General features: G+C 68.5%; 22 protein-coding genes and 1 tRNA gene. 8 read left to right on the forward strand and 15 right to left on the reverse strand.

What is annotated here, in order from left to right; all coding sequences use genetic code 11:
• Positions 1 to 128 precede the first annotated feature (128 nt).
• The 4 genes from caldi_RS12095 to caldi_RS12110 all read left to right on the forward strand — a co-directional run bounded on the left by caldi_RS12095 (position 129) and on the right by caldi_RS12110 (position 3,747).
• On the forward strand, positions 129 to 377 hold the full coding sequence (locus tag caldi_RS12095) for a glutaredoxin family protein (protein ID WP_264842010.1): 249 nt from the start codon (positions 129 to 131) through the stop codon (positions 375 to 377).
• Between the two features lie 18 nt (positions 378 to 395).
• Complete coding sequence (locus caldi_RS12100) at positions 396 to 674, forward strand: co-chaperone GroES (protein WP_264842011.1); 279 nt, start codon at positions 396 to 398, stop codon at positions 672 to 674.
• A 381-nt stretch (positions 675 to 1,055) separates the two neighbouring features.
• Positions 1,056 to 1,430, forward strand: coding sequence for a response regulator (locus caldi_RS12105; RefSeq protein WP_264842012.1), 375 nt, complete (start codon positions 1,056 to 1,058; stop codon positions 1,428 to 1,430).
• A 7-nt stretch (positions 1,431 to 1,437) separates the two neighbouring features.
• Positions 1,438 to 3,747, forward strand: a complete 2,310-nt coding sequence (locus tag caldi_RS12110; protein ID WP_264842013.1) for a response regulator — start codon at positions 1,438 to 1,440, stop codon at positions 3,745 to 3,747.
• Here the strand turns inward: caldi_RS12110 and caldi_RS12115 are convergent.
• Positions 3,650 to 4,087: an Hpt domain-containing protein gene (locus caldi_RS12115; protein WP_264842014.1), complete on the reverse strand. Its 438-nt coding sequence runs from the start codon at positions 4,085 to 4,087 to the stop codon at positions 3,650 to 3,652. The two genes, caldi_RS12110 and caldi_RS12115, sit on opposite strands and share 98 nt — an antisense overlap.
• A 211-nt stretch (positions 4,088 to 4,298) precedes the next feature.
• Here caldi_RS12115 and caldi_RS12120 point away from each other — a divergent pair, with 211 nt between their 5' ends.
• Positions 4,299 to 6,206: a methyl-accepting chemotaxis protein gene (locus caldi_RS12120; RefSeq protein ID WP_264842015.1), complete on the forward strand. Its 1,908-nt coding sequence runs from the start codon at positions 4,299 to 4,301 to the stop codon at positions 6,204 to 6,206.
• 18 nt (positions 6,207 to 6,224) lie between these two features.
• On the opposite strand, the gene caldi_RS12125 is transcribed toward caldi_RS12120, so the two are convergent.
• The 3 genes from caldi_RS12125 to caldi_RS12135 all read right to left on the reverse strand — a co-directional run bounded on the left by caldi_RS12125 (position 6,225) and on the right by caldi_RS12135 (position 9,009).
• The gene (locus caldi_RS12125; RefSeq protein WP_264842016.1) at positions 6,225 to 6,896 is read right to left on the reverse strand and encodes an urease accessory protein UreH domain-containing protein; all 672 of its coding nucleotides are present in this window, start codon (positions 6,894 to 6,896) and stop codon (positions 6,225 to 6,227) included.
• A 145-nt stretch (positions 6,897 to 7,041) separates the two neighbouring features.
• Positions 7,042 to 7,659, reverse strand: coding sequence for a peroxiredoxin (locus tag caldi_RS12130; RefSeq protein ID WP_264842017.1), 618 nt, complete (start codon positions 7,657 to 7,659; stop codon positions 7,042 to 7,044).
• Positions 7,660 to 7,953: 294 nt separating this feature from the next.
• Positions 7,954 to 9,009 carry an HD domain-containing phosphohydrolase gene (locus caldi_RS12135; RefSeq protein WP_264842018.1) on the reverse strand — a complete coding sequence of 352 codons (1,056 nt, stop codon included), beginning with the start codon at positions 9,007 to 9,009 and terminating at the stop codon, positions 7,954 to 7,956.
• A 213-nt stretch (positions 9,010 to 9,222) separates the two neighbouring features.
• Between caldi_RS12135 and caldi_RS12140 the strand changes: the two genes are divergently transcribed.
• From caldi_RS12140 to caldi_RS12150, 3 genes are all read left to right on the forward strand, one after another.
• The gene (locus tag caldi_RS12140) at positions 9,223 to 10,269 is read left to right on the forward strand and encodes an HD domain-containing phosphohydrolase (protein WP_264842019.1); all 1,047 of its coding nucleotides are present in this window, start codon (positions 9,223 to 9,225) and stop codon (positions 10,267 to 10,269) included.
• A gap of 442 nt (positions 10,270 to 10,711) precedes the next feature.
• A complete protein-coding gene (locus caldi_RS12145; RefSeq protein ID WP_264842020.1) occupies positions 10,712 to 11,626 on the forward strand; it encodes a GGDEF domain-containing protein in 915 nt (304 codons plus the stop codon).
• Between the two features lie 380 nt (positions 11,627 to 12,006).
• Positions 12,007 to 12,588 (forward strand): NAD(P)/FAD-dependent oxidoreductase, encoded by a 582-nt coding sequence (locus caldi_RS12150; RefSeq protein WP_264844796.1) that lies wholly within the window; start codon positions 12,007 to 12,009, stop codon positions 12,586 to 12,588.
• Between the two features lie 524 nt (positions 12,589 to 13,112).
• On the opposite strand, the gene caldi_RS12155 is transcribed toward caldi_RS12150, so the two are convergent.
• The 11 genes from caldi_RS12155 to caldi_RS12205 all read right to left on the reverse strand — a co-directional run bounded on the left by caldi_RS12155 (position 13,113) and on the right by caldi_RS12205 (position 24,411).
• Positions 13,113 to 13,187: transfer RNA gene (locus caldi_RS12155), tRNA-Ile, on the reverse strand.
• A gap of 438 nt (positions 13,188 to 13,625) precedes the next feature.
• The gene (gene rpoD, locus caldi_RS12160; protein WP_264842021.1) at positions 13,626 to 14,756 is read right to left on the reverse strand and encodes an RNA polymerase sigma factor RpoD; all 1,131 of its coding nucleotides are present in this window, start codon (positions 14,754 to 14,756) and stop codon (positions 13,626 to 13,628) included.
• Entirely contained in the window at positions 14,719 to 16,590 is a 1,872-nt protein-coding gene (gene dnaG / locus caldi_RS12165) for a DNA primase (protein ID WP_264842022.1), read from the reverse strand. Before dnaG ends, rpoD begins: the two co-directional genes overlap by 38 nt.
• Positions 16,591 to 16,837: 247 nt before the next feature.
• A complete protein-coding gene (ppdK, locus tag caldi_RS12170) occupies positions 16,838 to 19,495 on the reverse strand; it encodes a pyruvate, phosphate dikinase (protein WP_264842023.1) in 2,658 nt (885 codons plus the stop codon).
• Positions 19,488 to 20,309: a pyruvate, water dikinase regulatory protein gene (locus tag caldi_RS12175; protein WP_264842024.1), complete on the reverse strand. Its 822-nt coding sequence runs from the start codon at positions 20,307 to 20,309 to the stop codon at positions 19,488 to 19,490. Before caldi_RS12175 ends, ppdK begins: the two co-directional genes overlap by 8 nt.
• A gap of 174 nt (positions 20,310 to 20,483) precedes the next feature.
• Entirely contained in the window at positions 20,484 to 20,741 is a 258-nt protein-coding gene (locus caldi_RS12180; RefSeq protein WP_264842025.1) for a hypothetical protein, read from the reverse strand.
• Between the two features lie 49 nt (positions 20,742 to 20,790).
• Positions 20,791 to 21,333, reverse strand: coding sequence for a helix-turn-helix domain-containing protein (locus tag caldi_RS12185; protein ID WP_406568085.1), 543 nt, complete (start codon positions 21,331 to 21,333; stop codon positions 20,791 to 20,793).
• 619 nt (positions 21,334 to 21,952) lie between these two features.
• Positions 21,953 to 22,972 carry a flagellar motor switch protein FliG gene (fliG, locus tag caldi_RS12190; RefSeq protein WP_264842027.1) on the reverse strand — a complete coding sequence of 340 codons (1,020 nt, stop codon included), beginning with the start codon at positions 22,970 to 22,972 and terminating at the stop codon, positions 21,953 to 21,955.
• A gap of 7 nt (positions 22,973 to 22,979) precedes the next feature.
• Entirely contained in the window at positions 22,980 to 23,213 is a 234-nt protein-coding gene (locus caldi_RS12195) for a hypothetical protein (RefSeq protein WP_264842028.1), read from the reverse strand.
• Positions 23,214 to 23,317: 104 nt separating this feature from the next.
• Positions 23,318 to 23,788: a chemotaxis protein CheX gene (locus tag caldi_RS12200; RefSeq protein WP_264842029.1), complete on the reverse strand. Its 471-nt coding sequence runs from the start codon at positions 23,786 to 23,788 to the stop codon at positions 23,318 to 23,320.
• A gap of 182 nt (positions 23,789 to 23,970) precedes the next feature.
• On the reverse strand, positions 23,971 to 24,411 hold the full coding sequence (locus caldi_RS12205) for a response regulator (protein ID WP_264842030.1): 441 nt from the start codon (positions 24,409 to 24,411) through the stop codon (positions 23,971 to 23,973).
• Positions 24,412 to 24,762: the final 351 nt, after the last annotated feature.

Below are 24,762 nucleotides of genomic sequence, written 5' to 3' on the forward strand. Positions count from 1 at the left end.
CTCATCTCCTCCGGCCCATTGTAGCACGGCCCGTTGGGCACGCGCCCTGCTCCCCCTTGCGCCCCCCCACCTTCCTGGCTAAAATACGCCTAGGGGTATGGGTATAGGCTCAGCGAGGTGGTTTCACCATGGCTCAGGCGCAACCCCGGGTCGTCATCTTCACGACCCCCACCTGCCCCTGGTGCCGCCGTGCGAAGCAGTACCTCACCCAGCAGGGGGTGCGCTTCCGGGAAGTCGACGTGACGCGCGACCCCTCGGCGGCGCGGGACCTGGTGCGGATGACCGGACAGACCGGGGTGCCCGTCATCCTCGTGGGGAACCGGCCGATCGTCGGGTTCGACAAGCCCCAGCTCGACCGGCTGCTCAACCTGCAGTAGCGTAGGAGGAGAGCTCAGATGCAGATCCTGCCGCTCGACGACCGCCTGCTCGTGGAGCCCATCCAGGACGAGGGCATGCAGCGCACTGCCGGTGGGATCTACCTGCCGGACACCGCCAAGGAGAAGCCGCGCATCGCCCGCGTGGTCGCCGTCGGGACCGACGAGGATCTGAAGGAGAAGGTCAAGGAAGGCGATCGCATCCTCTTCGGCAAGTACAGCGGCGACGAGATCGAGATGGACGGGCACAAGTACCTCATCCTGCAGCGCAACGAGGTGCTGGCCCTCATCAAGGACTGAGACTGGGGCGCACGCCTCACCGGGACGCATCCCCGGTGGCCCGCCACGACAAGAACCCCCGCGCGTTCCGGCGCGGGGGTTCTCGTCATGCCTACCGGCTGAGCAGGTCCCGTACCATCATGGCCCCCAGCACGAGGAGCCAGAACACGACCCCGGGTCAGAGCGGGATCGGAAAGCCCCGCCGCTTCTCCCCGGTGTCACACTCCGCGCCCGCTCAGGTGAAGCGGAGCTTCGGCTTCTGCCGCTCCGGCTCGTCTGCCACTGCCCCTCCCCCCTATGAGGTCAATTATACCACATGGGGTATCCGCTGTCGCCGGTGTCGCTGGCCGGAGGCCCCGAATGCGCGGTACAATCGGACAGGTGTACCAAGGAGGCTTTGCGATGGCGATCCAGCGCATCCTTCTGGTCGAGGACGACCCGGACATTCAGAAGATGGCGAGCCTCGCCCTGCGGCACACGGCCGGGGCGGAGGTGTTCGTCGCCTGCGACGGCGCCTCGGCGCTCCGGCAGGCCCGGGAGAAGGCGCCGGACGTGGTCCTCCTCGACGTCATGCTCCCGGACATGGACGGTTACGAGGTCTGCCGCCGCTTGAAAGCGGACCCCGCGACCCGGGCCATCCCGGTGATCTTCCTGAGCGCCCGGGCCCAGCAGAAGGAGATCGAGCAGGGCCTCGGGCTCGGCGCGGCGGGCTACCTGGTCAAGCCCTTCGACCCGATGACCCTGGCCAGCGAGATCGAGCGGCTCGTGAAAGGATGATCGGCAGGTGGATTACGCGCAGGTGCTCGCCGCCGTCTACCGGGACTCCCTCGACGGCATCGTCATCACCGACGCCGCCACGGTCATCCGCGACTGCAACGCCGCCTACGCCGAGCTCACCGGGTTCAGCCGGGAGGAGCTGATCGGCCGGCGCGTGAACGTGGTGCGCTCCGGCCTCACCCCCCCGGAGACCTTCAGGGAGATGTGGCAGGCGCTGAACACGCAGGGCCGCTGGGTGGGGGAACTGATCAACCGCCGCAAGGACGGGTCCCTCTGGATCTCGTTCCTGTCCATCACCCGCGTCCTGGACGAGAAGGGGAACGTGTCCGCGTACGTGGGCATCTCCCGGGACCTCACGGAGCGGCGCCAGCTCGAGGAGCGCCTGCGGGAGCAGTCCACGCGGCTCGACGCCCTGCTCGAGTCCATCGTCGCCGGCACGCTCATGTTCGACGTGTACGGGCGCTGCGTGGTGGCGAACCGGCGCATCAGCGAGATCCTCGGCGTCGGGCGGGAGGCGCTGCTGGGCCAGCCCCGCTCGCGCATCGAGGAGCGCCTGCGCGGCCTCTTCGCCGACCCGGACGTGCTCCGCCCCGCCACCCCGGCCGGTGAGCGCACGATCGCCACGCGCGAGGCGCGCCCGCGCTACTTCGTCGAGTTCTGGGCCCCGGTGCGGACCGCGTCGGGCGCGGAGCTCGGTCAGCTCTTCACCTACCGGGACGTGACCCGGGAGGTCGAGGTCGACCGGATGAAGAGCGAGTTCATCGCCACCGTCTCACACGAGCTCCGCACCCCGATGACCTCCATCAAGGGCGCCCTGGGGCTTCTGCTCGGCGGGGCGGCGGGGCCCGTCCCCGAGGCGCAGCGCGAGCTCCTCACCATCGCCCGGAACAACACGGACCGGCTCATCCGCCTGATCAACGACATCCTCGACCTCTCGAAGATCGACGCCGGCCGGATGGAGCTGCGCCCTCGCCCGCTGAGCGTGGAGAAGGTGGTCACCGCCACGCTGCAGGAGCTGGAAGGATTCCGCCAGCAGCGACAGATCGAGGTGCGCACCGACCTGCCGCCGGGCCTGCCCCCGATCCAGGCCGACCCGGACCGGATCGAGCAGGTCCTCGTGAACCTCGTCGGGAACGCTCTCAAGTTCACCGACCCCGGCGGCCGCGTGGAGGTCCGGGCGCGGGAAGAGGGCGACCACGTGCGGATCGAGGTCGCCGACACGGGCCCCGGCATCCCGCCGGAGCGGCAGCCGCACATCTTCGAGCGTTTCTCGCCCACCGACGGGGCGACGCGGGCCCGGGGCACCGGCCTGGGCCTGGCGATCGCCAAGGCCCTGGTCGAGCAGCACGGCGGCCGCATCGGGTTCGAGACCGAAGTCGGGCGCGGCACCACGTTCTTCTTCACCATCCCCCGGGCCGGGGCGCCCGCGACTCCCACGGCCGTCTCGCCACCGCCGGAGGCTCCCGCCGCCTCGCCGGCTCCCGGCGCCGCCCCGGGAGAGGCGGAAGCCGCGTCCCCGGCGTACCGGCCCCGCCGCCCGACGGTGGTCGTGTGCGACGACGACCCGGACATCGTCCGCTTCCTCAGCCTGGCGCTCGAGCAGGCCGGGTTCCGGACGCTGCCCACCACGCGAGGCAGCGAGGTGCTGCAGCTCTGCAAGCGGGAGCGGGTCGACTGCGTCACGCTCGACCTGCTCATGCCGGAGATGCACGGCCTGGAGGTGGCGCGCCGGCTGAAGGAGGACCCCGAGACCCGGAACATCCCCATCGTGGTCGTGAGCGCCTACGCCGACCAGCACCAGGCCGAGCTCGCCTGCCTCGGGGTGGCCGGCGTGGTGACCAAGCCGGTGGAACCTGCCCGCCTGCTGGCGCAGGTGGCGGCCACGCTCGGCACCCGGGCGCTGCACGACGGCCCGCCCGACATCCTGGCCGTCGACGACGACCCCGAGATGCGGCGGGTGGTGGAGCTCATCCTCACCGGCGCCGGTTACCGGGTGCGGACGGCCGCGGACGGCCGGGAGGCGCTGGCGGCGATCGCCGAGCGCCTCCCCGACGTGCTCGTCCTCGACCTCCTGATGCCCAACCTGGACGGCTTCCGGCTGGTGCGGATCCTCCAGTCCGACCCGCGCACCGCCCGGATCCCGCTGCTGGTCCTGACCGCGGTCGACCTCACCCGGGGAGAACGATCCCTCCTCGAACTCGGCCCCACCCACCACCTGCTCAAGGGGCCGCGCCTCCAGGAGGAGGTCGTGAAGCGGGTGGTGGACCTCCTGGGCCACCGCGCCGCCCCGGACCCGCCGTCTCCTGCGGCCGGGTGACCTCGTCCCGGGTCGCCTCCTGGAGCGCCTGCACCAGCTCGGACAGGCTCGAGGCGATCCGCGGGCCGTCGGGGGCCGCGCCCTCGCGCAGCACCCGGACGAGGAGCTCGTCGACCTCCCGCGCCTTCTCCCCGACGGCGGCCAGGCCGTAGAGCCCTGCCGAGCCGGCGAGCCGGTGCACGGTCCGGCGGAGCTCCTCCAGGTCCGGACGGGTGCTGGCCGGCCCGCCGAAGCCGGCGAGCCCGCGGGCGGCGGCCGCCAGGTAGTCGATCTTCGCCCGCGCGTCGTGCAGGTACTGCCGCCGGAGCGCCTCCATCTCCTCCCGGAAGTCCCGCGCCATCGGTCGTCCCCTCTTGCCCTCGGCCGTTTCACGGCATGCCCCCATTGTACTCCAACAGGGCACCAGCGCATGCCTGCGGCGCCGGCAAGGGCGCTCGTAATGTCTGACGTTTCCGTCTGCTTGACGACCACATTGTAATGAGATGAAATGAAAAGGGGGCTGGTTTCGTCAGGGAAAGAGTATTGCCAACGACGGGCGGGAGGATGAACCCATGCAACCGGCTGGTGCACACGCGCAACGCCCCGCATTCCCCTGGCTCCGCCTGCCGTCGCTCACGATCGCGACGCAGCTGCAGGCGCTCTTCGCCTTCGTCGTCGCCGTCATGGTGACTCTGAGCAGCCTCGGGTTCGCGCTTTCCGCGAACCTCGTGCGCCTGACGAGCCGGAGCAGCGAGGACATGGCGCACATGACCCGCCTCACCGAGGCCAGCGAGCTGCTGCTGGAGATGGCCCGCGCGGTGAGCCAGGTCACCGAGTTCACCTCGGAAGACCAGAAGGCGGGCATGCTCGCAACCGTGGACAAGGTCGTCGGGCTCATCCGCCAGGAACGGGAGGCGGCAGCGTCCGCAGGGCTGAAGAAAGTGGGCGAAAGCCTCGACGTGGCCACCGAGACCCTGTCCCGGCTCCCCAAGTCCATCGAGCAGCTCTTCGCGCAGCGGGAGCTCGAGGGCGGCCGGACGCTGTACAAGACCCTGATCCTCGATCACGTCACGACGGCCGCGTACGCGATCTCCGCGGCCCAGAAAGGGTATGCCGTGGAGGATGCCGCGCGGGCCACGGCGGCCGTCGCGAGCGTCCGGAAGATCCGCCTGGCGGTGCCGGTGGTGGGGGCCGTGGCCACGGTGTGGACGCTCCTGAGCGCCTGGATCGTCCGGGCCCGGGTCGCCCGGCCGCTGGCCGCCGCCGCCGCCGTCGCCGGCCGGGTCGCCACCGGCGACCTCACCGTCCGCATGGGCCTGCGGCGCAAGGACGAGATCGGCGCCCTGGCCGGCAGCATCGACGAGATGGTCGGCCACCTCCGCCACCTCCTCGGCGCCGTCCGCACCGAGAGCCACACCGTCGAGGAGCAGGCCGGCCTCCTCGGCCGCCACGCCGCCGAGGTCAGCCGCCTCGCCCGCGAGGTCTCCGAGGCCGCCTCCGGCCTCGCCGAGGGCGCCCGGCAGCAGTCCGAGGACGTCGCCCAAGCCTCCGAGCGCCTCGCCGAGGTCGCCCGGGCCGTGGAGCAGATCGCCACCTCCACCCAGGTCCAGTCCCAGGAGGCCGCCCGGGTCATGGAGCAGCTCGACAAGGTCGAGCGCGCCGCCCGGGCCGTGGCCGACACCGCCCACCAGGTCGAGGACGCCTCCGCCCACACGGCCCGGACCTCCGCCGAGGGCGCCGGCGTCGCCGCCGCCACCGCCGGCAGCCTGGAGGCCATGTACTCCCTGGCCACCCAGGCCGCCGAGCGGATGGCCAGCCTCGAGGGCCACGCCCGCCAGGTCGCCGAGTTCCTGCAGGTGATCGACGAGATCGCCGGCCAGGTGAACCTCCTCTCCCTGAACGCCGCCATCGAGGCGGCCCGGGCCGGCGAGCACGGCCGGGGCTTCGCCGTCGTCGCCGACGAGGTCCGGGGGCTGGCCGAGCGCTCCCGGGAGGCCGCCGGCCGCATCCGGGAGGTGCTCGCCGCCATGATGGAGGCGCTGGGGGCCGCCAGCGAGGCGGTCGGCGGCTGCGCCCGGCGCGTCGAGGAGGGCGTGGCGCAGGCGGGCCAGCTCCGGGAGGCGCTGGAGCGCATCCAGAAGGCCGTCGACGGCGCCCGGGAGCAGGCGGCCCGCATCTCCCGCCTGGCCGACGGGATGCTGGAGGCCACCTCGGCGGCCACCCAGGCGACGACGGGGATGGTGGCGCAGGTGGAGGAGCACTCCTCGGCCACCGAGGAGGTCGCCGCCATGATGGAAGAGGTCGAGCAGATGGTGAAGCGGATCGCCCGGGTGGCGGAGACGACGGCGTCCACGGCCCGGGAGGTGTCGGCCGCGAGCCAGGGGTCGGCGGCGGTGGCGGGCGACATCGCCGGGGCGATCGAGTCCCTGACGGCCATGAGCCGGCGGATGACGGAGGCGATCGGCGCCTTCCAGATGTGAGGGGGCAGGGGGCCGACGTCACCAGCGGGCTGCCAGGGCCTGCCCCATTTCTGCCACGATAGCCGCCCCCAGGGCCACGCTGAGCACCCCCGCCACCAGGCGCAGCGCGGCCTGCGCGCGGCGGAACGAGCGGAGGCCGAGCGCGAAGGGCAGGCCGATGAGCGTGCTGGTGAGGGTCATGCCCACCACGGTGCCGAGCCCGAAGCATACCACGTACAGCACGCCGGCAGCCACCGACGGGGCCGCGCCGGCCACCAGGAGCGTCACCGCCCCGCTCCCCGCCAGGCCGTGGAGGGACCCCACGAGAAACGGGCGCAGGCCGCCGGCCGGCCTGCCGTGGCCGTGGCGGTGGTGGGAGCCCTCGGCGTGGGTGTGGAAGTGGACGTGGGGAACCCCGTCGTGGACGTGCACGTGCGCGTGCGGCTGCCGGCGGCGCCACCCCGCCAGCGTGTGGAGCCCGAGGGCGATCAGCATGACCCCCACCCCGGCCTCCAGGCTCAGGCCAAGGGAGGCCGGGAGGGCGACGCGGAAGAGAAGGAGGGGCAGGCCGGCGGCCAGGAGCGCCGCCGTGTGGCCAGCCCCCCACAGCGCACCGACGCCGGCCCCGCGGCGGATGCCGCCTCCCTCGGCGACGATGGTGGAGACGGCCACCACGTGGTCGGCGTCGAGCGCGTGCTCCAGCCCGAGCACGAAGCCGAGCCCGAGAGTGGAAAGAAGCCCTGGGCTGATCTGCGGTGCCCCCCTCCGTTCCGGCCTTCTGCGACCCGGACGGACTACCTGTGGGGATTCGGCAACCGCCTGCACGTTCCTCCGAGGCCGCTGCCTCGCCGGGGCATCAGTCGCCCCCCAGCGTCCGGCCGACGTTGCCCACCAGGTCCAGGCCCGGCTTGAGCACCTTCTCGCCCGGACGCCAGCTCGCCGGGCAGGCCACCCCGGGGTTGTTGCGCACGAACTGCAGTCCCTCGATCAGGCGGTAGGTCTCCTCCGCGCTCCGCCCGACGTTCTCTGCCGTGATCTGCAGCGCCTGCAGCACCCCTTCCGGCGAGATGACGAACGTGCCGCGCATGGCAACGCCGCTCTGTTCGTCGTACACGCCGAACATCCGGCTGACGGCGCCGGTGTGGTCCGCCGCCAGCGGGTACCGCACCGACCGCAGCATGGTCTCCGCCTCCAGCCACGCCTTGTGCGTGAAGACGGTGTCCGTGCTGACGCCGATGATCTCGACCCCTCGTTCCCGCAGGGCGCTGTGGTACCGGGCGTAGTCCGCCAGTTCCGTGGGGCAGACGAAGGTGAAGTCGGCGGGGTAGAACACCAGCACGACCCACTTGCCCTGCTGCTTGTACTCCTGCAAGCGCACCTCGCCCTGCTCGCCCGTCTCCGGAAAGTACGCGGGCAAGACGAAGTCCGGCACCTGGGCGCCAACGCGAACGCAGCTCTGTGGTTGCACGTCCACTGCAGCTTCCCTCCCTCGCGATGGAGGCGGGAAATCCGTCCCGCCCCCTGATACCGATAGCATACAACCATAGCGGTAAGGTGACAACCTCATGTGACAACCGTCGTGAAACCTCGATCCACTCGGAGCGGCGGTTGTAAGAAGAAGATGCCCCGCGCCGGCCGGTCCACGGTCCACTTCGCCGCGGCGTGTGGGGCGGACCTCGATCCCCGGCGTGAGGCTGCCCGGCGTCCGCCGCCAAGCTCGCGCGGGTCTGGCCGGGTCGCTTGTTCCAGAAATATAAACAGACAAACTCTACGTCGTCTGTGCCTGTTTCGATTCGTACAACTTCTGTATCAGACCCTGAACTTTGAAGAAGGCATCCACCAGGGCCGGGTCGAACTGGCGACCGGACTGTTCGCGAACGTACTCCACCACCCGCGACCAGGACCAGGGAAGCTTGTACGCTCGCTGCGACAGGAGCGCGTCAACCACGTCGGCGAGGCCGACTGCGCGTGCGTGGAGCGGGATGGCGGCGCCGGCAAGGCGGTCGGGGTAGCCGGTGCCGTCCCAGCGTTCGTGGTGCCAGCGCGCGATCTCGGCGGCATGCTGGCGCCATCGTTCGAAACCCGGGATATCGAGGAACTGCCGCAAGAGCTGCTCGCCGGAAGTCGTGTGAAGCTGGACCAACTGGCGCTCTTCCGGCAGGAGAGGCCCGGGCTTGAAAAGGATCCCCTCGGGAATGGTCACCTTGCCCACGTCGTGGAGGATGCTGAGGAGGGCGGTCCATTCCCGCTCTTCCTGGGAGCAGGAAGGGGGGTCGACGGTAGCCAGGAGCCAGCGGGTCAAGGCCTGGACACGCTCGAGGTGTCCCTGGATGTCAGGATCACGCACCTCGGCCATCCGCGCGAGGGACATGATGAGGTGACGGAAGATGTCGATGTTGGCCTCGTGGGGGCGGACGAAGGCCGGCTCGATCGGGGTGCCGGGGACGGCGCCACTGAGTTCCTGGGCGAAGGCGGTGACGTCATGGACGATGTCGACAAAACCAAGGCGACTGGAGCCGTCGTCGATGGGGGATACGCTCAGGTGCGCGATCCAGTCGGCACCGTCGGGGCGAGCGTTGAGGAGGTAGCCTTCCCAGCGCCCGGAGGTGGCGAGGGCCAGGCGGAGGCTCTCGTTGGGTCCGGGCCAGGCCCTGGGGCTGCGGAGGATGCGGATGGGCTGGCCCAGCAACTGGTCCCGGGCGTATCCCGTGACCTCGCAGTAGGCATCGTTGCACGCCACGATCCGGCGGTCCGTGTCGGTGACGGCCACGGGCGTTGCGAGTTGCAGGTAGGGTGCTGCGGCGGCGAGCAACTTTTGGTCCACGAGAGCACCTCCTACGGATCTTACGGAGGCATGAACGCCACTCCGAGAATAGCCTCTCCCCTGACGCCAAGCAATAGAAGAAGCCAATGGCATCATCACGCGGCATTGAAAACATCTATCACCTATAGAAAAGATCAATGCCAAAGGACAGGGGCATTGACGAATTGAATAACTCAAGCACGCGGAGTTCGAGGAGAAGGGGAGGCAGCAGGCATGGCGGCCCCGTCGGCCGAGGTGTTGTGGCAATGCTTCTTCGAACGCTCAACTCAGGGAGTGGTCGTGCTGGACCGGAACGGCTACATCCTCGCAGCAAATACAGCGATGGAACAGATACTGATGGCCAGACGAGGCGAACTGCTGGGCCGTGAGATGGCCGCAGCCTTGCAAGACGCCACGGGAAGCCTCGGGGACCTGATTGCGGAGGTCCTGAAGTCGGGCCAGCCCGGTCAGGCCGAGGCCTCCTGGAAGGGGCAGGAAGGTGAGGAGCGAACCTCCCGGGTGGCGGTCATCCCCGTGGCGAATGACGCCGGGGATGTGGCCGGGCTGGTTGCGCTGGTACAGGATGTGACGGTGGAAGCGGGGCAGCGGGGGCAACTGGAGAGGCAGGTGGGCGAGATTCACGCGTTGCAGGACGTCCTGATCGAGACGCTCGCGGCGCTGGCGGAGTGGCGGGACCCGGGCATCACGGGACACCTGCGGCGGATCCGGACATATACCCGGATACTGACGGAGGAACTGGCAGCCCGGGGTGCGGAGGACCTGGGAAGCAAGGAGCACCGGCAGCACGTGGCGCGGTCGGCGGTGTTGCACGACGTGGGGAAGATCGCAGTGCCGGAGGGGATTCTGCTGAAGCCCGCGCCGCTCTCACCGGAGGAGTACAGCGTAGTGCAGATGCACACGGTAGTGGGGGCGCGGATCCTCGAGGATGCGGACAGGGCACTCTCGGAGCGAACAGGTCAGGCGCGCACGTTTCTCCGACTCGGGGCAGAGATCGCGCGTTGGCACCACGAGCGGTGGGACGGGCGGGGCTATCCGGACGGGCTGCGCGGGGAGATGATCCCGCTGCACGCCCGAGTCGTGGCCCTGGTGGACGTGTACGATGCCCTGACAACACGACGCGTGTACAAGGAGGCGTGGGGGCACGAGCAGGCGGTAGAAGAGATCCGTGCCTCCCGGGGGACCCACTTCGACCCGGAGGTCGTGCAGGCGTTCCTGGCGGTGGAGAAGGAATTTGCCCGGGTGCACCAGGCGAGAACATGACAGGACGCACGCATTCGTACGGGATGTCTCTCAGGCCCTGAACGAGAGCAGGAAATAAATATTGATCGCCGTTCCGGGACGGGTGATAATGTGTCATGGTGCGACCCCGGGAAAGCCGGGAAGGGCTACCGGGAGATATGCAGGACGCAAGATGCGCCGTGGCCAGCCCATGTTCAAGAGCCTATGCTGGCTTTGCGCAGGGAACGTGGGTGAGGCGACGGGAAGAGGCGCCTCGGGCTCGGACTCGCCGGTACAGGGTGCCGGGGCCACGTGACGTGTTCGTGGCCGACGAACCCCCGTCCTGGCGAGGTGATGTGTTCGGAGGGCCGGCGGGGCGCCATACCGGAGTTGCACGGACTTCCTGTACATGGACACAGCCGGGGCAAGGAGCTCCGTTGAGGCAAGGGCTGCCGCGGACCAGGTACGGGAGACGAGCACCATCATGGAAGCGCTACCTGCAACGCACGCTCACGACGTCGCCCTGGTTTTGGTGGTCACGCTGTTCCTGATGGCGGCATGGCTACTGTGGGGGGCGCTCAGGTGGAGCGGCGAGGCGCCGATTCGCCGGGTGCGCCTGTCTGCAGTGGTGTTCCTGCTCGCGATCGGTCTCGTCGTTCTGACCCTCCACCTCGAGTACGGCAACATGCGCCGACAGGCGACGGGCCTGTTCCGGAACGAGGCCGAGCCGCCGCTCGCCGGGTGGCTCTCCCCGGCGGTCCTCGTGGTGGCCCTGGCGAGTGGCGCCTACCTGCTCCTCGCGGAATTCCAGGCGGTACGTAGGGTTCAAGAGGAGATCGACACCTCGCGCCGCATCGCCTATTATGACTCCCTGACAGGGTTGCTGCGCCAGGGGGCGCTGTTCCAGCGCGGGGAGGCTGCCCGGGCGTCGGCAGGGAGCGGCGAGCTGGCGGTACTGCTTCTAGACCTTGATAACTTCAAAGATTTGAATGATACGCTGGGCCATCTGGCCGGTGACGAGGCGCTGGCCCAGGTGGGAACGTTCTTACGTAGTACGATCCGGGAAAGCGACCTGGTGGCGCGCTATGGTGGCGATGAGTTCTGCATCGTGCTGGCCGGAGCTTCCAAGGATGGGGCCCTGGCGGTCGCGGAACGTTTGGTGGCCGGATTGAGAGGGGTTGACGCACGCTGGCGGCTTTCGGGGTCCGTCGGGGTCGCCTGGGGGCCGGCAGCCGGGCACTCGTTCCGTGATTTCGTGTCGGCAGCCGATCGGGCGCTGTACCGGGCGAAGGCGGCCGGAGGCAGCCGCGTCGAGGTCGAATGCCTCGGGGACGAACCCCAAAGGGCGGTTGAGGGCGGAATCGTGTGGGGTGAATACAGCGTCAAGCTGCGAGCCTAGACGGTGCCCGGCAAGGCAGCACGCCCGGGGCACCTAACAATTTCTGTCTTGCCTCTACTGCGTCATCTCTTGGATTCACACGGCGGTGTGCATCCGGGCTGAGTTCCCTCCGGATGGGCGTATCGGATCGGGACTGCTGGCATGCCGCCTCCATCTCCCGCGCGGGCCCCGGCCATCACCGACCCCGTCTGGAGAAGTGGCGGGTCGGTCAGAACCGGGAGCGCTTGGTCGCGGGGTCCCGGTGGCAGGACCTGGGCCGGGTGTTCACGGGCCGCAGCGGCACAAATGTACCCCCCCCCCCCGAGAGCGGACGCGGTCGTGTACTATGGCAACACCTATGGTATCATACGGGTGCCGAAGGAGGTGTTGCCTTGTACGACGTGGCCATCATCGGGGGCGGCCCGGCTGGTGCGAGCGCCGCGACATTCACGGCCAGGGCCGGCCTGAACACCGTGCTCGTGGACGCGGACCAGAGCATCACCCGGCGCGCGTGGATCCCCAACCACCTCGGTTTCCCGGACGGGATCTCCGGACCCGACCTAGTCGATCGGGGCAAGCAACAGGCTCAGCGCGCCGGGGCGCGTCTCGTCACGGGCAAGGTGGTAGACCTCGAAGGTACGGGTACAGCCGGCTTCCACCTGCGGCTGGAAGACGGAACGACCCTAGAGGCCCGTCACGTGATCCTGTGCCTCGGCGTGAACGTGGAACTCGCCCGGAAGGCGGGCGCGGCGATCCGACCCGGCGGCGAACCGCGGATCAAGGAAGTCGTGGACGTCGACGCCCTCGGACGGACCTCGATCCCCGGCGTGTGGGCGGCCGGCACGTGCGCGGGCACCAGCGTGCATACCATCGTCACCGCCGGTGACGGCGCCAGGGTCGCCATTAACCTGATCAGCGAGATTCGCGGCACGCGGCACGTGGATCACGAGGTGCTCGCCCCCGCAGGGCAGCCCAGGCCGTGAGGTCCTCCCCTGGCACTGCGAACATCCCACGCGGCTCGCACGTTCCCAACGAAACCACAGACCCCGGAGCCCCAGGCGGAGGTTCCGGGGTTTCGCATGGCAAGAGGCGGCATACGAGGTGGACGGCCTCATCGCGAGCGGGGCTTGGACCTTTGGGTCGGATCCACAATATCGCCAGTTTGCTTCATCCTTGAAGACGTCAAAACCAACCCGGCGGGTCTCGTAACGGAAGAATTGATTCGGATGCTCCACGAAATAAGCACCGAAGGTTGTGACTACCCCATGAACATTCCAGGGGAGTATCGCCGCCACAACATGCAAGTCAGCCCAACCTCGACCTAATGACTCAGTTTTCTTAACTGTTAGTTGACGTAACCCAACAAACACCACGGAACATCCAACTTAGGAGCACTCTCCCTGTTGCCCAAAGGGGTGACGACAACCTTTCGTTTAGTCCCGGCGCCAAGGGGACACGGAGCGCCCCAGAAGCCTGGAAGGAAGTGGCTTCCGGGGCGCCGTCCGCTTGGTGGGCCCAGAGGGATTCGAACCCCCAACCAAGTGATTATGAGTCACCCGCTCTGCCGTTGAGCTATGGGCCCGAAAGCACCCTCATTATACATCACGGCGATCACCCGCTGCCACGCCGGGGTCCCACCCGGGTGTGTACCGACGTGGACGGGATGTCGCGCGGCACCCCGCCGGCGTCGTCTCGTGCCGCGGCCGCGCGGGACGTTGCCATGCCGACAAGGTCGGCGCTCAGGCGCCTCGCGGTCCCGCTCCTCCTATCGGACCCGGGTGCTCGGACAGGTCCCCCTCAGGGTGCTCCCCCTCATGGGCACGGGGGCCGCCGCCACGTCCGGGTACCCGCGCCTCCAGGAGGCGTGGGCCGCCTGGCGCCGCCGGCGGCGTCCGACGGGGAACCCGGCGTGACGACGAGCTTTGGCCCGGTTCCCCACGACAGGGGCAGAAGGAGTAGGGGGCGCCTCCGGGCGCCCCCTGACGGCTCCACTCACCACTCACAACTCACCACTCAGAACTCAATCCAGGTAGTCCTTGAGCTTCTTGCTCCGGCTCGGGTGGCGGAGCTTGCGCAGCGCCTTCGCCTCGATCTGCCGGATGCGCTCGCGGGTTACGCCGAAGACCTGGCCGACCTCCTCCAGCGTGCGGGCGCGCCCGTCGTCGAGGCCGAAGCGCAGCCTCAGGACCTTCTCCTCCCGGGGCGTGAGCGTCTCCAGAACCTCCTCGAGCTGCTCCTTCAGCAGCATGTACGAGGCCGCCTCCGCCGGAGCCGGCGCCTCCTGGTCCTCGATGAAGTCTCCGAGGTGGGAGTCCTCCTCCTCGCCGATCGGGGTCTCGAGCGACACCGGCTCCTGGGCGATCTTCATGATCTCCCGCACCCGCTCGACGGAGATGTCCATCTCGTCGGCGATCTCCTCGGGCGTCGGCTCGCGCCCGAGCTCCTGGACGAGCTGGCGCTGGACCCGGATCAGCTTGTTGATGGTCTCCACCATGTGCACGGGGATGCGGATCGTGCGGGCCTGGTCCGCGATCGCCCGGGTGATGGCCTGGCGGATCCACCACGTGGCGTACGTGCTGAACTTGTAGCCCTTGCGGTAGTCGAACTTCTCCACGGCCTTGATGAGCCCGAGGTTGCCCTCCTGGATCAGGTCGAGGAAGAGCATGCCCCGGCCCACGTACCGCTTCGCGATGCTGACCACCAGCCGCAGGTTCGCCTCGGCGAGGCGCTTCTTGGCCTCCTCGTCACCCTGCTCGATCCGCTTGGCCAGCTCCACCTCCTCCTCGGGCGTGAGGAGGGGCACCCGGCCGATCTCCTTCAGGTACATGCGGACCGGGTCGTCGGTCGCCACGCCCTCCGGGACGGAGAGGTCCATGTCCGCCTCCACGTCGCCGGTGGCCTCGGGCTCCGGCTCGGCCACCACCCCGTCCTCGGCCCCGTCGGGGCCGCCTTCGGCTGGAGGCGGGGGGTCCGTCACGACCTCGATGTTGTGTTCCGCCAGCTGGTCGTAGACCTCCTCCATCTGCTCGGGCGTCAGCTCCTGACCCTGGAAGTGCTCGAGGATCTCGGACTCCGTGAGCGACCCCCGCCGCTTGCCGCGGGCGATCAGGTCGTCAAGGCCGGCCGGTTTCGCCTCCCTGGAGGCGTCCATGGCGCATCTCCCCCCTTTCCCGGATCTGTGGCCGGCGGATCCGGCGCCTCAGTTCGGTCAGCTCGAGCAGGATCGCCGGCTCCACCGTCTGGCCGGCAGCCTCCCGCTCCCGGACGATTCGCTCCAACTCCTGGCGTCTCCTCTGATCCCGAAGCTCCCGGATCGACTCCAGGACCCCCTCGAGCACCCGGGCGGGCTGCCCCACCATGGCCTCCTCCCGCTCCAGCTGGGCGATCAGGGCCCTGGCCTCCGGGTCGTCGGTCTGCGCCAGCGCCCGGGCGACGATCCCGCCCGCCGCCGGCTCCTCGCCGGCGGCGGCGATGGCGGCGTACACGGCCGCGTGGAGAGGCGAGCTCCACTCGTGCGCCCGGAGGTCGCCCGCCTGCCCCAGCAGGTCCGGGCGGTGCAGGAGCACCCGGAGCGCTTCCCGCTCGATCCGGACCAGTGGCTCCTCCAGGACTTTAATATTATTCCAGTTTCTTCTTTGTTTATCCCTTTCGCCCGGCTGGCGGCGGACGTGCCGCTGAAGGGCCTGGCGCAACGCTTCCTCCGTCATGATATTGACTTCCTGCCAGTCCGCCATCCAGTGCGCCGCTTGCCGGATGTACTGGTCCTGCAGGACCGGGTCGGCGACCGAGGCGAGGATCGGGATCACGTCGCGGATGACGGCTGCCCGCACCTCCGCCGGGTTCCCCGCCCCCCGGTGCCGCTCGAGCGCCGACCGGATCTTGAACTCGATCAGCGGCAGCGCCTCCTCCAGGGCCTGGCGCACCGCCTCGGGGCCCGCCGACCGCACCAGTTCGTCCGGGTCCTTGCCCTGCGGGAGCCGCAGGACCCGCACCTCCAGACCGGCCTGGACCAGCAGGTCGAGCCCCCGGAGCGTGGCGGCCTGCCCGGCGAGGTCGGCGTCGTAGGCGATGATCGCCCGCCCGCACTGGCGGCGCAGGAGCTCGGCCTGCTCCCGCGTGAGCGAGGTGCCGAGCGAGGCGACCGCCGCCGGGAAGCCCGCCTGGTGAAGGGCGATCGTGTCCATGTACCCCTCGACCACGATGGCCAGGTCGCCGGCACGCATCGCCTCCCGGGCCAGGTGCAGCCCGTACAGGTGCGACCGCTTGCTGAAGAGCGGCCCCTCGGGCGAGTTGTAGTACTTGGGCACCTGATCGGGCTCCAGCGCCCGGCCGCCGAAGGCGACCACCCGGCCGCGCACGTCGGCGATCGGAAACATCACCCGGTGGCGGAAACGGTCATAGTATCCGCCGCCGTCCTTCGGCTGCACGAGTCCGGCGCGGGCGAGCACCTCCGGGGAGAACCGGTGGCCCGCCGCGCGCAGAAGGGCGTCCCACCGGTCGGGCGCGTAGCCGAGCCGGAACCGGCGGATCGTGGTCTCGTCCAGCCCTCGGCCGTGCAGGTACTCGAGGGCACGGCGGCCGGCGGGCGAGTGCAGGAGCTGGTGCTCGAAGAAGCGGGCGGCGAACTCCAGCGCGTCCAGAAGCTCCTGGCGCTCCCGTGCCCGGCGCTCCTCCTCCGGCGAACGCTCGGCCCGCGGCGGGCTGAGCCCCGCGCGGGCGGCCAGCTGCACCACCGCCTCGTAGAACGTGAGGTGCTCCCGCTCCATGACGAAGCGGAACACGTCCCCCGCCGCCTTGCAGCCGAAGCAGTAGTACATCTGGCGTTCGGGGTTCACGCTGAAGGAGGGCGTCTTCTCGCTGTGGAACGGGCAGAGGCCCCAGTAGCGGTTTCCACGGCGCGTCAGATGAACGTATTCCCCGATCAGCGCAACGATATCAGTACGTTCACGGACCTCCTGCACGAACGCCTCGTCGAACCGCGGCACGCATCACCACCACGGCCCACCCGGGCCTGTCCCCGCGAACGCTTCAGGCTTTCGCTACGCCCGGTGGCTTTTCCTGCTGGCAAGTTCTCGTCGTAACGAATCGTCCGCACCGCCACGTCTCGAGCGTCCGGACAGGCACGGGCTAGTACCTTTCGACAGCCCTCACCGTTTTCCTTCAGAAATTCCTCCCGAAAGGCGCCGGGATCGCCGCGCCCCCTGCGGCGATCCCGGCGCCCATGCGACAGGCTCAGCGCCTGCCGTGCCGGATCGCCGCCTGGGCGGCGGCCAACCGGGCGATGGGCACACGCAGCGGCGAGGCGGAGACGTACGTCAGGCCGGCGCGGTGGCAGAAGTCGACGGAGGAGGGCTCGCCACCGTGCTCGCCGCAGATCCCGAGCTTGATGTCCGGCCGGGTCTTGCGGCCCAGCTCGACGGCGATCTCCATGAGCCTGCCCACGCCGGGCTGGTCGAGCGCCACGAACGGATTCTCACGGAGCACCTTCTGCTGCAGGTAGGCGGCCAGGAACTTGCCCTCGGCGTCGTCGCGGCTGAAGCCGAAGGCGGTCTGGGTGAGGTCGTTGGTGCCGAAGGAGAAGAACTCGGCCTCCGCGGCGATCTCGTCGGCCGTGACGCACGCCCGCGGCACCTCGATCATGGTGCCGACGGTGTACCGCACCCGGACCCCGGTCTCGGCGAACACGGCCTCGGCGGTCTTCTCGACCAGCTGCCGCATCCGCCGCAGCTCCTCCACGTGGCTGACGAGCGGGATCATCACCTCCGGCTCCACCCTGAGCCCCTCGCGGACGAGCTGCACCGCGGCCTCGAAGATCGCCCGGGCCTGCATCTCGTAGATCTCCGGGAAGATCATGCCGAGGCGGCAGCCGCGGAAGCCGAGCATCGGGTTCATCTCCGCCAGCGCCCGCACCTTGCGCAGGAGCCGCTCCTTCTGCTCCAGCTGGGCGGGGTCGCCTCCCGTGGCCCGCAGGACCGCGACTTCGACGGCGAGCTGCTCCTGGTGCGGGAGGAACTCGTGCAGCGGCGGGTCCAGGAGGCGGATGGTGACCGGGAGCCCCTCCATCGCCTTGAAGATGCCGTAGAAGTCCTCCCGCTGCATCGGCAGGAGCTTGTCCAGGGCCGCCCGGCGCTCCTCCGCGGTCTCCGCCAGCACCATCTCCTGCACGACCGGCATGCGTTCGGGGTGGTACCCGCCCTGGCCGAACATGTGCTCCGTGCGGCAGAGCCCGATGCCCTCGGCGCCGAACTCCCGGGCCTTCTGGGCGTCTACCGGGGTGTCGGCGTTGGCCCGGACCCCCAGCGTCCGGACCTCGTCGGCCCAGGCGAGGAGCTCCCGGAACTCGGGGGAAAGCTCGGGGTCCACGAGCGGCACCGCGCCCCACATCACGTTCCCGGTGCCGCCGTCCAATGAGATCACATCCCCCTCGCGGACCGTTCGACCGTTGACCGAGAAGGACCGGCCGGCGAGGTCGATCCGGATCGCCTCGCACCCGACCACGGCGGGCTTGCCCATGCCCCGGGCGACGATCGCCGCGTGGCTCGTCATGCCCCCGCGGCTGGTGAGGACGCCCTGGGCGGCGACGATGCCGTGGATGTCGTCTGGCGTGGTCTCGGGGCGCACGAGGATCACCCGGCGGCCCTCCCGGGCGAGCTGCTCGGCCCGGTCGGGGTCGAAGACGGCCTCGCCGACCGCCGCGCCCGGCGAGGCGGGCAGGCCCGTGGCCAGGACGTCGAGCTGGGCGTTCGGGTCGACCGACCGGTACAGGATCTTCTCGACCTGCGCCGGCTCCACCCGCAGGAGCGCCTCCTCCCGGGTGATGAGCCCCTCGTGCACCATGTCCACGGCGATCTTGATGGCCGCCTGGGCCGTTCGCTTGCCGGTCCGGCACTGGAGCATGTACAGCTTGCCGCGCTCGATGGTGAACTCGATGTCCTGCATCTCCTTGAAGTGCTGCTCGAGGAGATGGCAGACCCGGTAGAGCTGGTCGTAGGCCGCGGGCAGCTCGCGCTCGAGCACGGCGACGGGCTGCGGGGTCCGGATGCCGGCCACGACGTCCTCACCCTGGGCGTTCAGCAGGTACTCGCCGTAGAACTCCTTGGCCCCGGTCGACGGGTTACGGGTGAAGACGACGCCGGTGCCGCTGTCCATGCCCATGTTGCCGAAGACCATCGACTGGACGTTGACGGCGGTGCCGAGGTCGTCGGGGATCTTGTTCACCTGGCGGTACACGATGGCCCGCGGGTTGTTCCAGGACTCGAACACGGCCTGGATGGCCAGCCGCAGCTGCTCCCGCGGCTCCTGCGGGAACTCGCGGCCGGCCTCCTGCCGGACGAGGGCCTTGTAGTCCTCCACGACGCGGCGCAGCGCCTCGGCCGGCACCTGGTAGTCCGCCTCGACGCCCGCCCGGCGCTTGTGCTCGAAGAAGATCTCCTCGAACCGGTGGTGCGCGATCCCCAGGACCACGTTGCCGAACATCTGGATGAACCGGCGGTAGCAGTCCCAGGCGAAGCGCGGGTCGCCGGTGGCCTCCGCGTGGTACTCGACGGTTGTATCGTTCAGACCCAGATTCAGAATCGTATCCATCATGCCGGGCATCGAGACGGGCGCACCGGAACGGACGGACACGAGGAGAGGCGGCCGGCCGCCGAAGCGCTTGCCCACCTGGCGCTCGAGCTCGGCGAGCTTCTCCTCGACCTGCTCCCACAGCCCGGCGGGGAACTGCTTGCCCGACGCCAGGTACTCGTTGCACGCCTCGGTGGTGATGGTGAAGCCCGGCGGCACCGGCAGCCCGATGCGCGTCATCTCCGCCAGGTTGGCGCCCTTGCCCCCCAGGAGCTGGCGCTGGCTGGCGTCCCCCTCTTGGAACAGGTAGACGTACTTCTTACTCACGTGCCTGGGCCCTCCTGTGGTGGATGATCTCGAGCACCCGGACGGCGGTCTCCTCCACCGCCTTGTTGGTGACGTCGATGACCGGGCACCCCAGCCGGCGGTAGACCTCCTCGGCGTACTGCAGCTCCTGCATGATCCGGTCGAGGTTCGCGTAGTTCGCGTCGGCGCGGAGCCCGATGGTCCGCAGCCGCTCCTCCCGGATCTGCAGCAGCTTGTGGGGATCCACCCACAGCCCCACCACCTTGTGAGGGACCTGGTAGACCTCCTCCGGCAGGGGTACCTCGGGGACCAGCGGGATGTTCGCCACCTTCACCTTGCGGTGGGCCAGATACATGCTCACCGGCGTCTTCGAGCTGCGCGACACGCCGAGGATCACGGCATCGGCCTTCAGGCAGCCGCGTGGGTCCTTGCCGTCGTCGTACTTCACCGCGAACTCCACGGCCTCGACGCGCAGGAAGTAGTCCTCGTCCAGACGGTGGACGAGGCCGGGCCGCAGGTGCGGCTCGACGCCGGTGACCTGCCGCAGCCCGTCGAGCATCGGCCCCATGATGTCCACCGCCGGGATGCCCAGCTCCGCGGCCCGGCGCCGCATGTGCTCCCGGATCTCCGGGACGATGAGCGTGTACACGATGAGGGTCGGTTGGTGCCGGGCCTGCTCCACCACCTCATCGATGTCCGCCGGGTTGTCAACCATCGGAAAGCGGCGGATCTCCACCCGCCCGCCGTCGAACTGCGCCGCGGCTGCGCGCGTCACCAGCTCGGCCGTTTCCCCCACCGAATCGGACACGATGAAGACGAGCGGCCTGCCGGCCATCGGACCCCTCCTCCGCCGCGGCCCGCCACGCACGCGCCGGTATTGTGAAGGCAGTCACAATCCAGCCACGGACCCGCTCTTAGCGTATACGATGGGCGGTCCGCTCGCACCTCCCCGGCGGCCAGCAGCGTGAGGCCGGCGGCAAATGGTTTCTCTCTATTCTGGTTCAAGGTTCTATCTATAGGCCGTGCAGCCAGCGATAGGCTTCACCTGAGTAGGGCGACGGGAGGCGTGGCGTACGAAACCGGTCCGGTGCTCCTTGGGATGCGCCCGGCCTCGGATTCCCTCGCCTTCCCCGTCCTCCTCCACGATCTCGAAGTGGGTCGAGGTGGTGTCCAGGAAGAGGGCGTCGACATCAAGCTTGGCGAGGTTCGCCGTGGAGAAGGACACCCCGCCCTCCAGCCGGTCCGCCACGGCCAGCCGGGCGTCCATGGCCCGGACTTCGGACCGGGTTGGGTCGGCATGCACACCTGCGCACTGCTCAGCGGCGGATCCTCCCGGCCAGTCGCCGCAGTTCACCCCATCTCCTCTTGTGGCTCTCCGAGGAGATTGCTGCCGGCGCCCGGGTGTCTCCGGGAATTCGCACCACCACCCGGCCACCTGGCCCGACGATCGGCGCCTTTTCGACCTTGCCTTCCCCCTCGAGAGCGGTCACCACCTTGTGTACTGTCGTGTAGGAAACGCCGGCCGCATCGGCCAGCTCCCGTAACGTCAGCGGGCCCCGATCGGTCAAAATATCGAGCAGACAATCTGGAATGCGATGAGTCTCCGTCCCGGATCGGCACCAAACGCGCAGCAGTCCTGCGATGTGGCTCGCTTGCCCCGGCGGAATCCACACCCGACCCCCGCCGAACTCGACCAGGTTCCGCTCCACCAGTGCACCGATCAGCTGCAGCACCTCTGTTCGCGTCAATCCGCTGCGCGCCGCCACGTCGGCAACCTCAGCCGAACCTCCGATCGTCATGAGCGCTTGCAGGAACCGACACTGACGCCGCCCGATCGACCGCTTCCCGCCTGCCTGCACGCCGCCCTCGGCACCTCTTTCTCCATGTGTTATGTTATCCCATCCTCGTCGTGTGGCCCGTGTCTTGACCGGTGACCCGGGGGGTGTCTTTCGGATCAAACCCTTTCACCCGCCACCAGGTCCCACCGACACTGCCCTCCTCGCCCCCGCTCACGCTGATTTGAGCTAGGGTTGACTAGTATCACGCGAGCGAATCGCCTCACCCCAGCGAGGGCCTCCTCGTTCGCCCGCGTCCGTCTGTCAGCTGCCATGCCCGGTGTCCGTGAGATTCCGAACTTTCTTCGTCCTGTTCGGCAGTTCGACCAGCAGCTTGTCATCCTCTCGCACCCAGCGCGTCTCTCCCTCCTCGGTGCGCACAATCGCGCGCCTTTCTCCCGACTCCCGCAGGTGCACCACACGTTCGGACCGGCCTCGTGCACAGGATCACGGCCTGGGGACCAAGCTCAGCGTGAACCCGGGAGACCACCTCCGGGAACGTCCGACCCACAAAGCGCTTCACCCGCATCCTGTCGTCACCATTCCCGCAGCTCAGCTTTCGGTTCGTCCTCTACGCTTTTGTTACAAAAATAACCAGAAAAGAGCACCGATCCTGTCCGTCCCCTGAACGACGCCCACACGTTCACACGAGGACCTCGTCCTTGCCCCCACGGCTGATGACGATCTCCTCCTGCTCCTCCAGCCGCCGGATGATGTTCACGATCTTCGCCTGCGCTTCTTCCACGTCCCGCAGCCGCACCGGCCCCAGCAGTTCGATGTTCTCTCGCAGGTTCTCGCCCGCCCGCTTCGAGATGTTCCTGAAGATCTTTTGCTTCACCTCGTCGCTCGCGGTCTTCAACGCCAGCGGGAGGTCGCGGTTCATGTCCACTTCCCGCAGCACCCGTTGCAGCGACCGGTCGTCCAGGTGCACGATGTCCTCGAACAGGAACAGCCGCTTCTTGACCTCCTCCGCCAGGTCCGGGCTCAGCACCAAGAGCGACTCCACAATCGTTCGCTCGGTCGTCCGGTCCACCCGATTGAGCACTTCGACCAGCGCGTCCACCCCGCCAGCAACCGCCAGATTTGCCCCGGTCAAGGACACCACCTGGCGTTCGAGCACCCGTTCTATTTCCTGCAGCACGTCTGGGCTCGTCCGGTCCATGATCGCAATCCGCCGCACCACGTCCACCTGCCGTTCGGGTGGCAACGCTGACAGGATCGTCGCTGCCTGCTCGGGCCGGAGATAGGCCAGGACCAGGGCAATCGTCTGCGGGTGTTCTCCCTGCAGAAATGAGAGAAGCTGGGAAGGATCGGTCTTGCGGGCGAAATCGAAGGGGCGCACCTGCAAGGAAGCCACCAGGCGTTCGACGATCTCACCTGCCTTCGCCGGCCCCAGGGCCCTCTCCAGCAACGCCCGGGCGTACTCCAGACCGCCCGTGCTGATGTACTCCTGCGCCACGGCCAGCTGATAGAACTCGTGCAGCACCGCGTCCCGGTGCGCCGGCAGCACCTGCCGCTGCCGGGCGATCTCCAGACTTAGTAGCTCCACCTCGTCCTGCTCCATGTGCCGGAACACCCGCGCCGCCAGTTCCGGTCCGATGGCGATCAGGAACACGGCCGCCTTCTGCAGGCCGCGCGGGGAAGCGCTTTTGCCCTGGCGCACCCGCCGCTCACCAACCGCCCTCAACTCTGACCAGGTTCCGGATCTTACGCGCCCCGTTGGGTAACTCGACCAGCAGCGCAGTCTCCGTCAGCACCAGCCGTAGCTCCCCTTCCGGCGTACGCACCACCGCGCGCCTCTCTCCCGACTCCAGCAGGTGCAGGACCCGCTCGGTTTCGTTCACTAACTCTGCAGCCGGCACCCACGGCCCAAGTTCGTTTGCGATCACTTCCCGCAGGTCCATGACCGGCCCTCCCCCACCCCTTGCGCTATCTGAGGCCCTGCTTCCGGGGAGCCAAGAGCGTCCACTTGGTAGCACCACCCGGTTACCCTACGGCAAACGGGATGTTAGCCGTCCTGCACGTCACTGAGCGCCACGTGCACCACGATGTCCCCGTACTGGGTCACGAGCGGAATCACCAGCCGCCGGATCTGCAGTGTCGAGATCACCGTGTTCTTCCCCACCACCACGGACGGCGGGGCGATGGTCACTGGGCACTCGAGCTTCTCCAGTTCCATGCTCGCCCGGCCCGTGATCACGTTCCCCAGTTCGCCGACCGCGCTCTCCACCATGCTGTCCAGCACCCGTACCGGCTCGTTGATGATTGCCCCGACGATCTCCTTTGCCGTTTTCTCCGACATGCTGTAAAGTACGATACCCTTGACCCGGCCAACCACTCCGATGAGAACCGTCACGTCGTCGGACATGAGCGGTGAGTTCTGAATCGTCACCGTGCCCTTGCGTACGGTTGCTGATGCTTCCGCCTGCAAGACTTCCTGTGCTGCCACGAGGAAGGGATTGATGAATTCCGCCTTCATCCGCCGTCCTCCACTCGTCGGCGATCCGATCCCGTTTCCCTGTTTCGCCCCGTTGCCCTTCGCGCGCTGCGCCGGGTCATCCCCGCAAGTGCCTGTTCAGTCTCTCGTTGGATCTTCTCCGGCGAAAACAGCCTCACCACGACATCCCGCGTCCCGGCCTTGTAGTGGCGCCGCGATGTCCCTCAGCACCGGGTCGGACTGCCAGTCGACGTATCTCTTCTCTCCACTGCTTGTTGCCCGTTGTCCGCAGGCTCAAATCCCGGACCCGTTGTGGAGAGAGACCGGACCAGCTGCAGCAGGAGCGAGGGCTCGACGGGTTTGCTCAGGAAAGCCATCGCGCCGGCGCGAATCGCATCCCGCAGAACGTGCTCCCCCTTGAGCGCACTCATAACGATGATCCTGGCGTTAGGGTCGCTGCTGCGAATCACCCGGGTCGCCGTGAGCCCATCCATCCCTGGCATCACGACGTTCATGATCACCAGCGCAGGCCGGAGCCTGCCGTACTTGGCGCAAGCCTCTTCGCCACCGCTTGCTTCCTCCGGTTGATATCCGTTTCTTGCGAGCAGGGACGAGATCTTCTTCCTCATGAAGATCGAGTCATCGGCCACCAGAATCGTTGCCATGCCGAGGGCCACCCTTCGACGCGGCTGCTGAGCCCAGCGAGTGCCCGGACTTGGCGGCGCCCACCGTGAAATCGGAGTCCGGGAGAGACGATCAGAGTATTACAGAGAAAAACAGATAGCAAAGTAATAGAGTGTTCGCGTACCATTGGCAGCTCAATTTCCATCAGACGAGGCCAACAAGGAACCGGATCACAACCCTCCACTGGAAGGGAACGCCACTAGAAAGAAACGACAGTACGGTGGGCCAGTCCGAACCAACGCGGTCTCAGCCTCCGTAACCAATTGCTTGGCACACGGCCGACCGGACTTCCCCAGACACGGCTGCCGACAACCATCCCTGACTCGCTGGCC

It is taken from the genome of Caldinitratiruptor microaerophilus (assembly GCF_025999835.1).
Lineage (GTDB): Bacteria > Bacillota > Sulfobacillia > Symbiobacteriales > ZC4RG38 > Caldinitratiruptor > Caldinitratiruptor microaerophilus.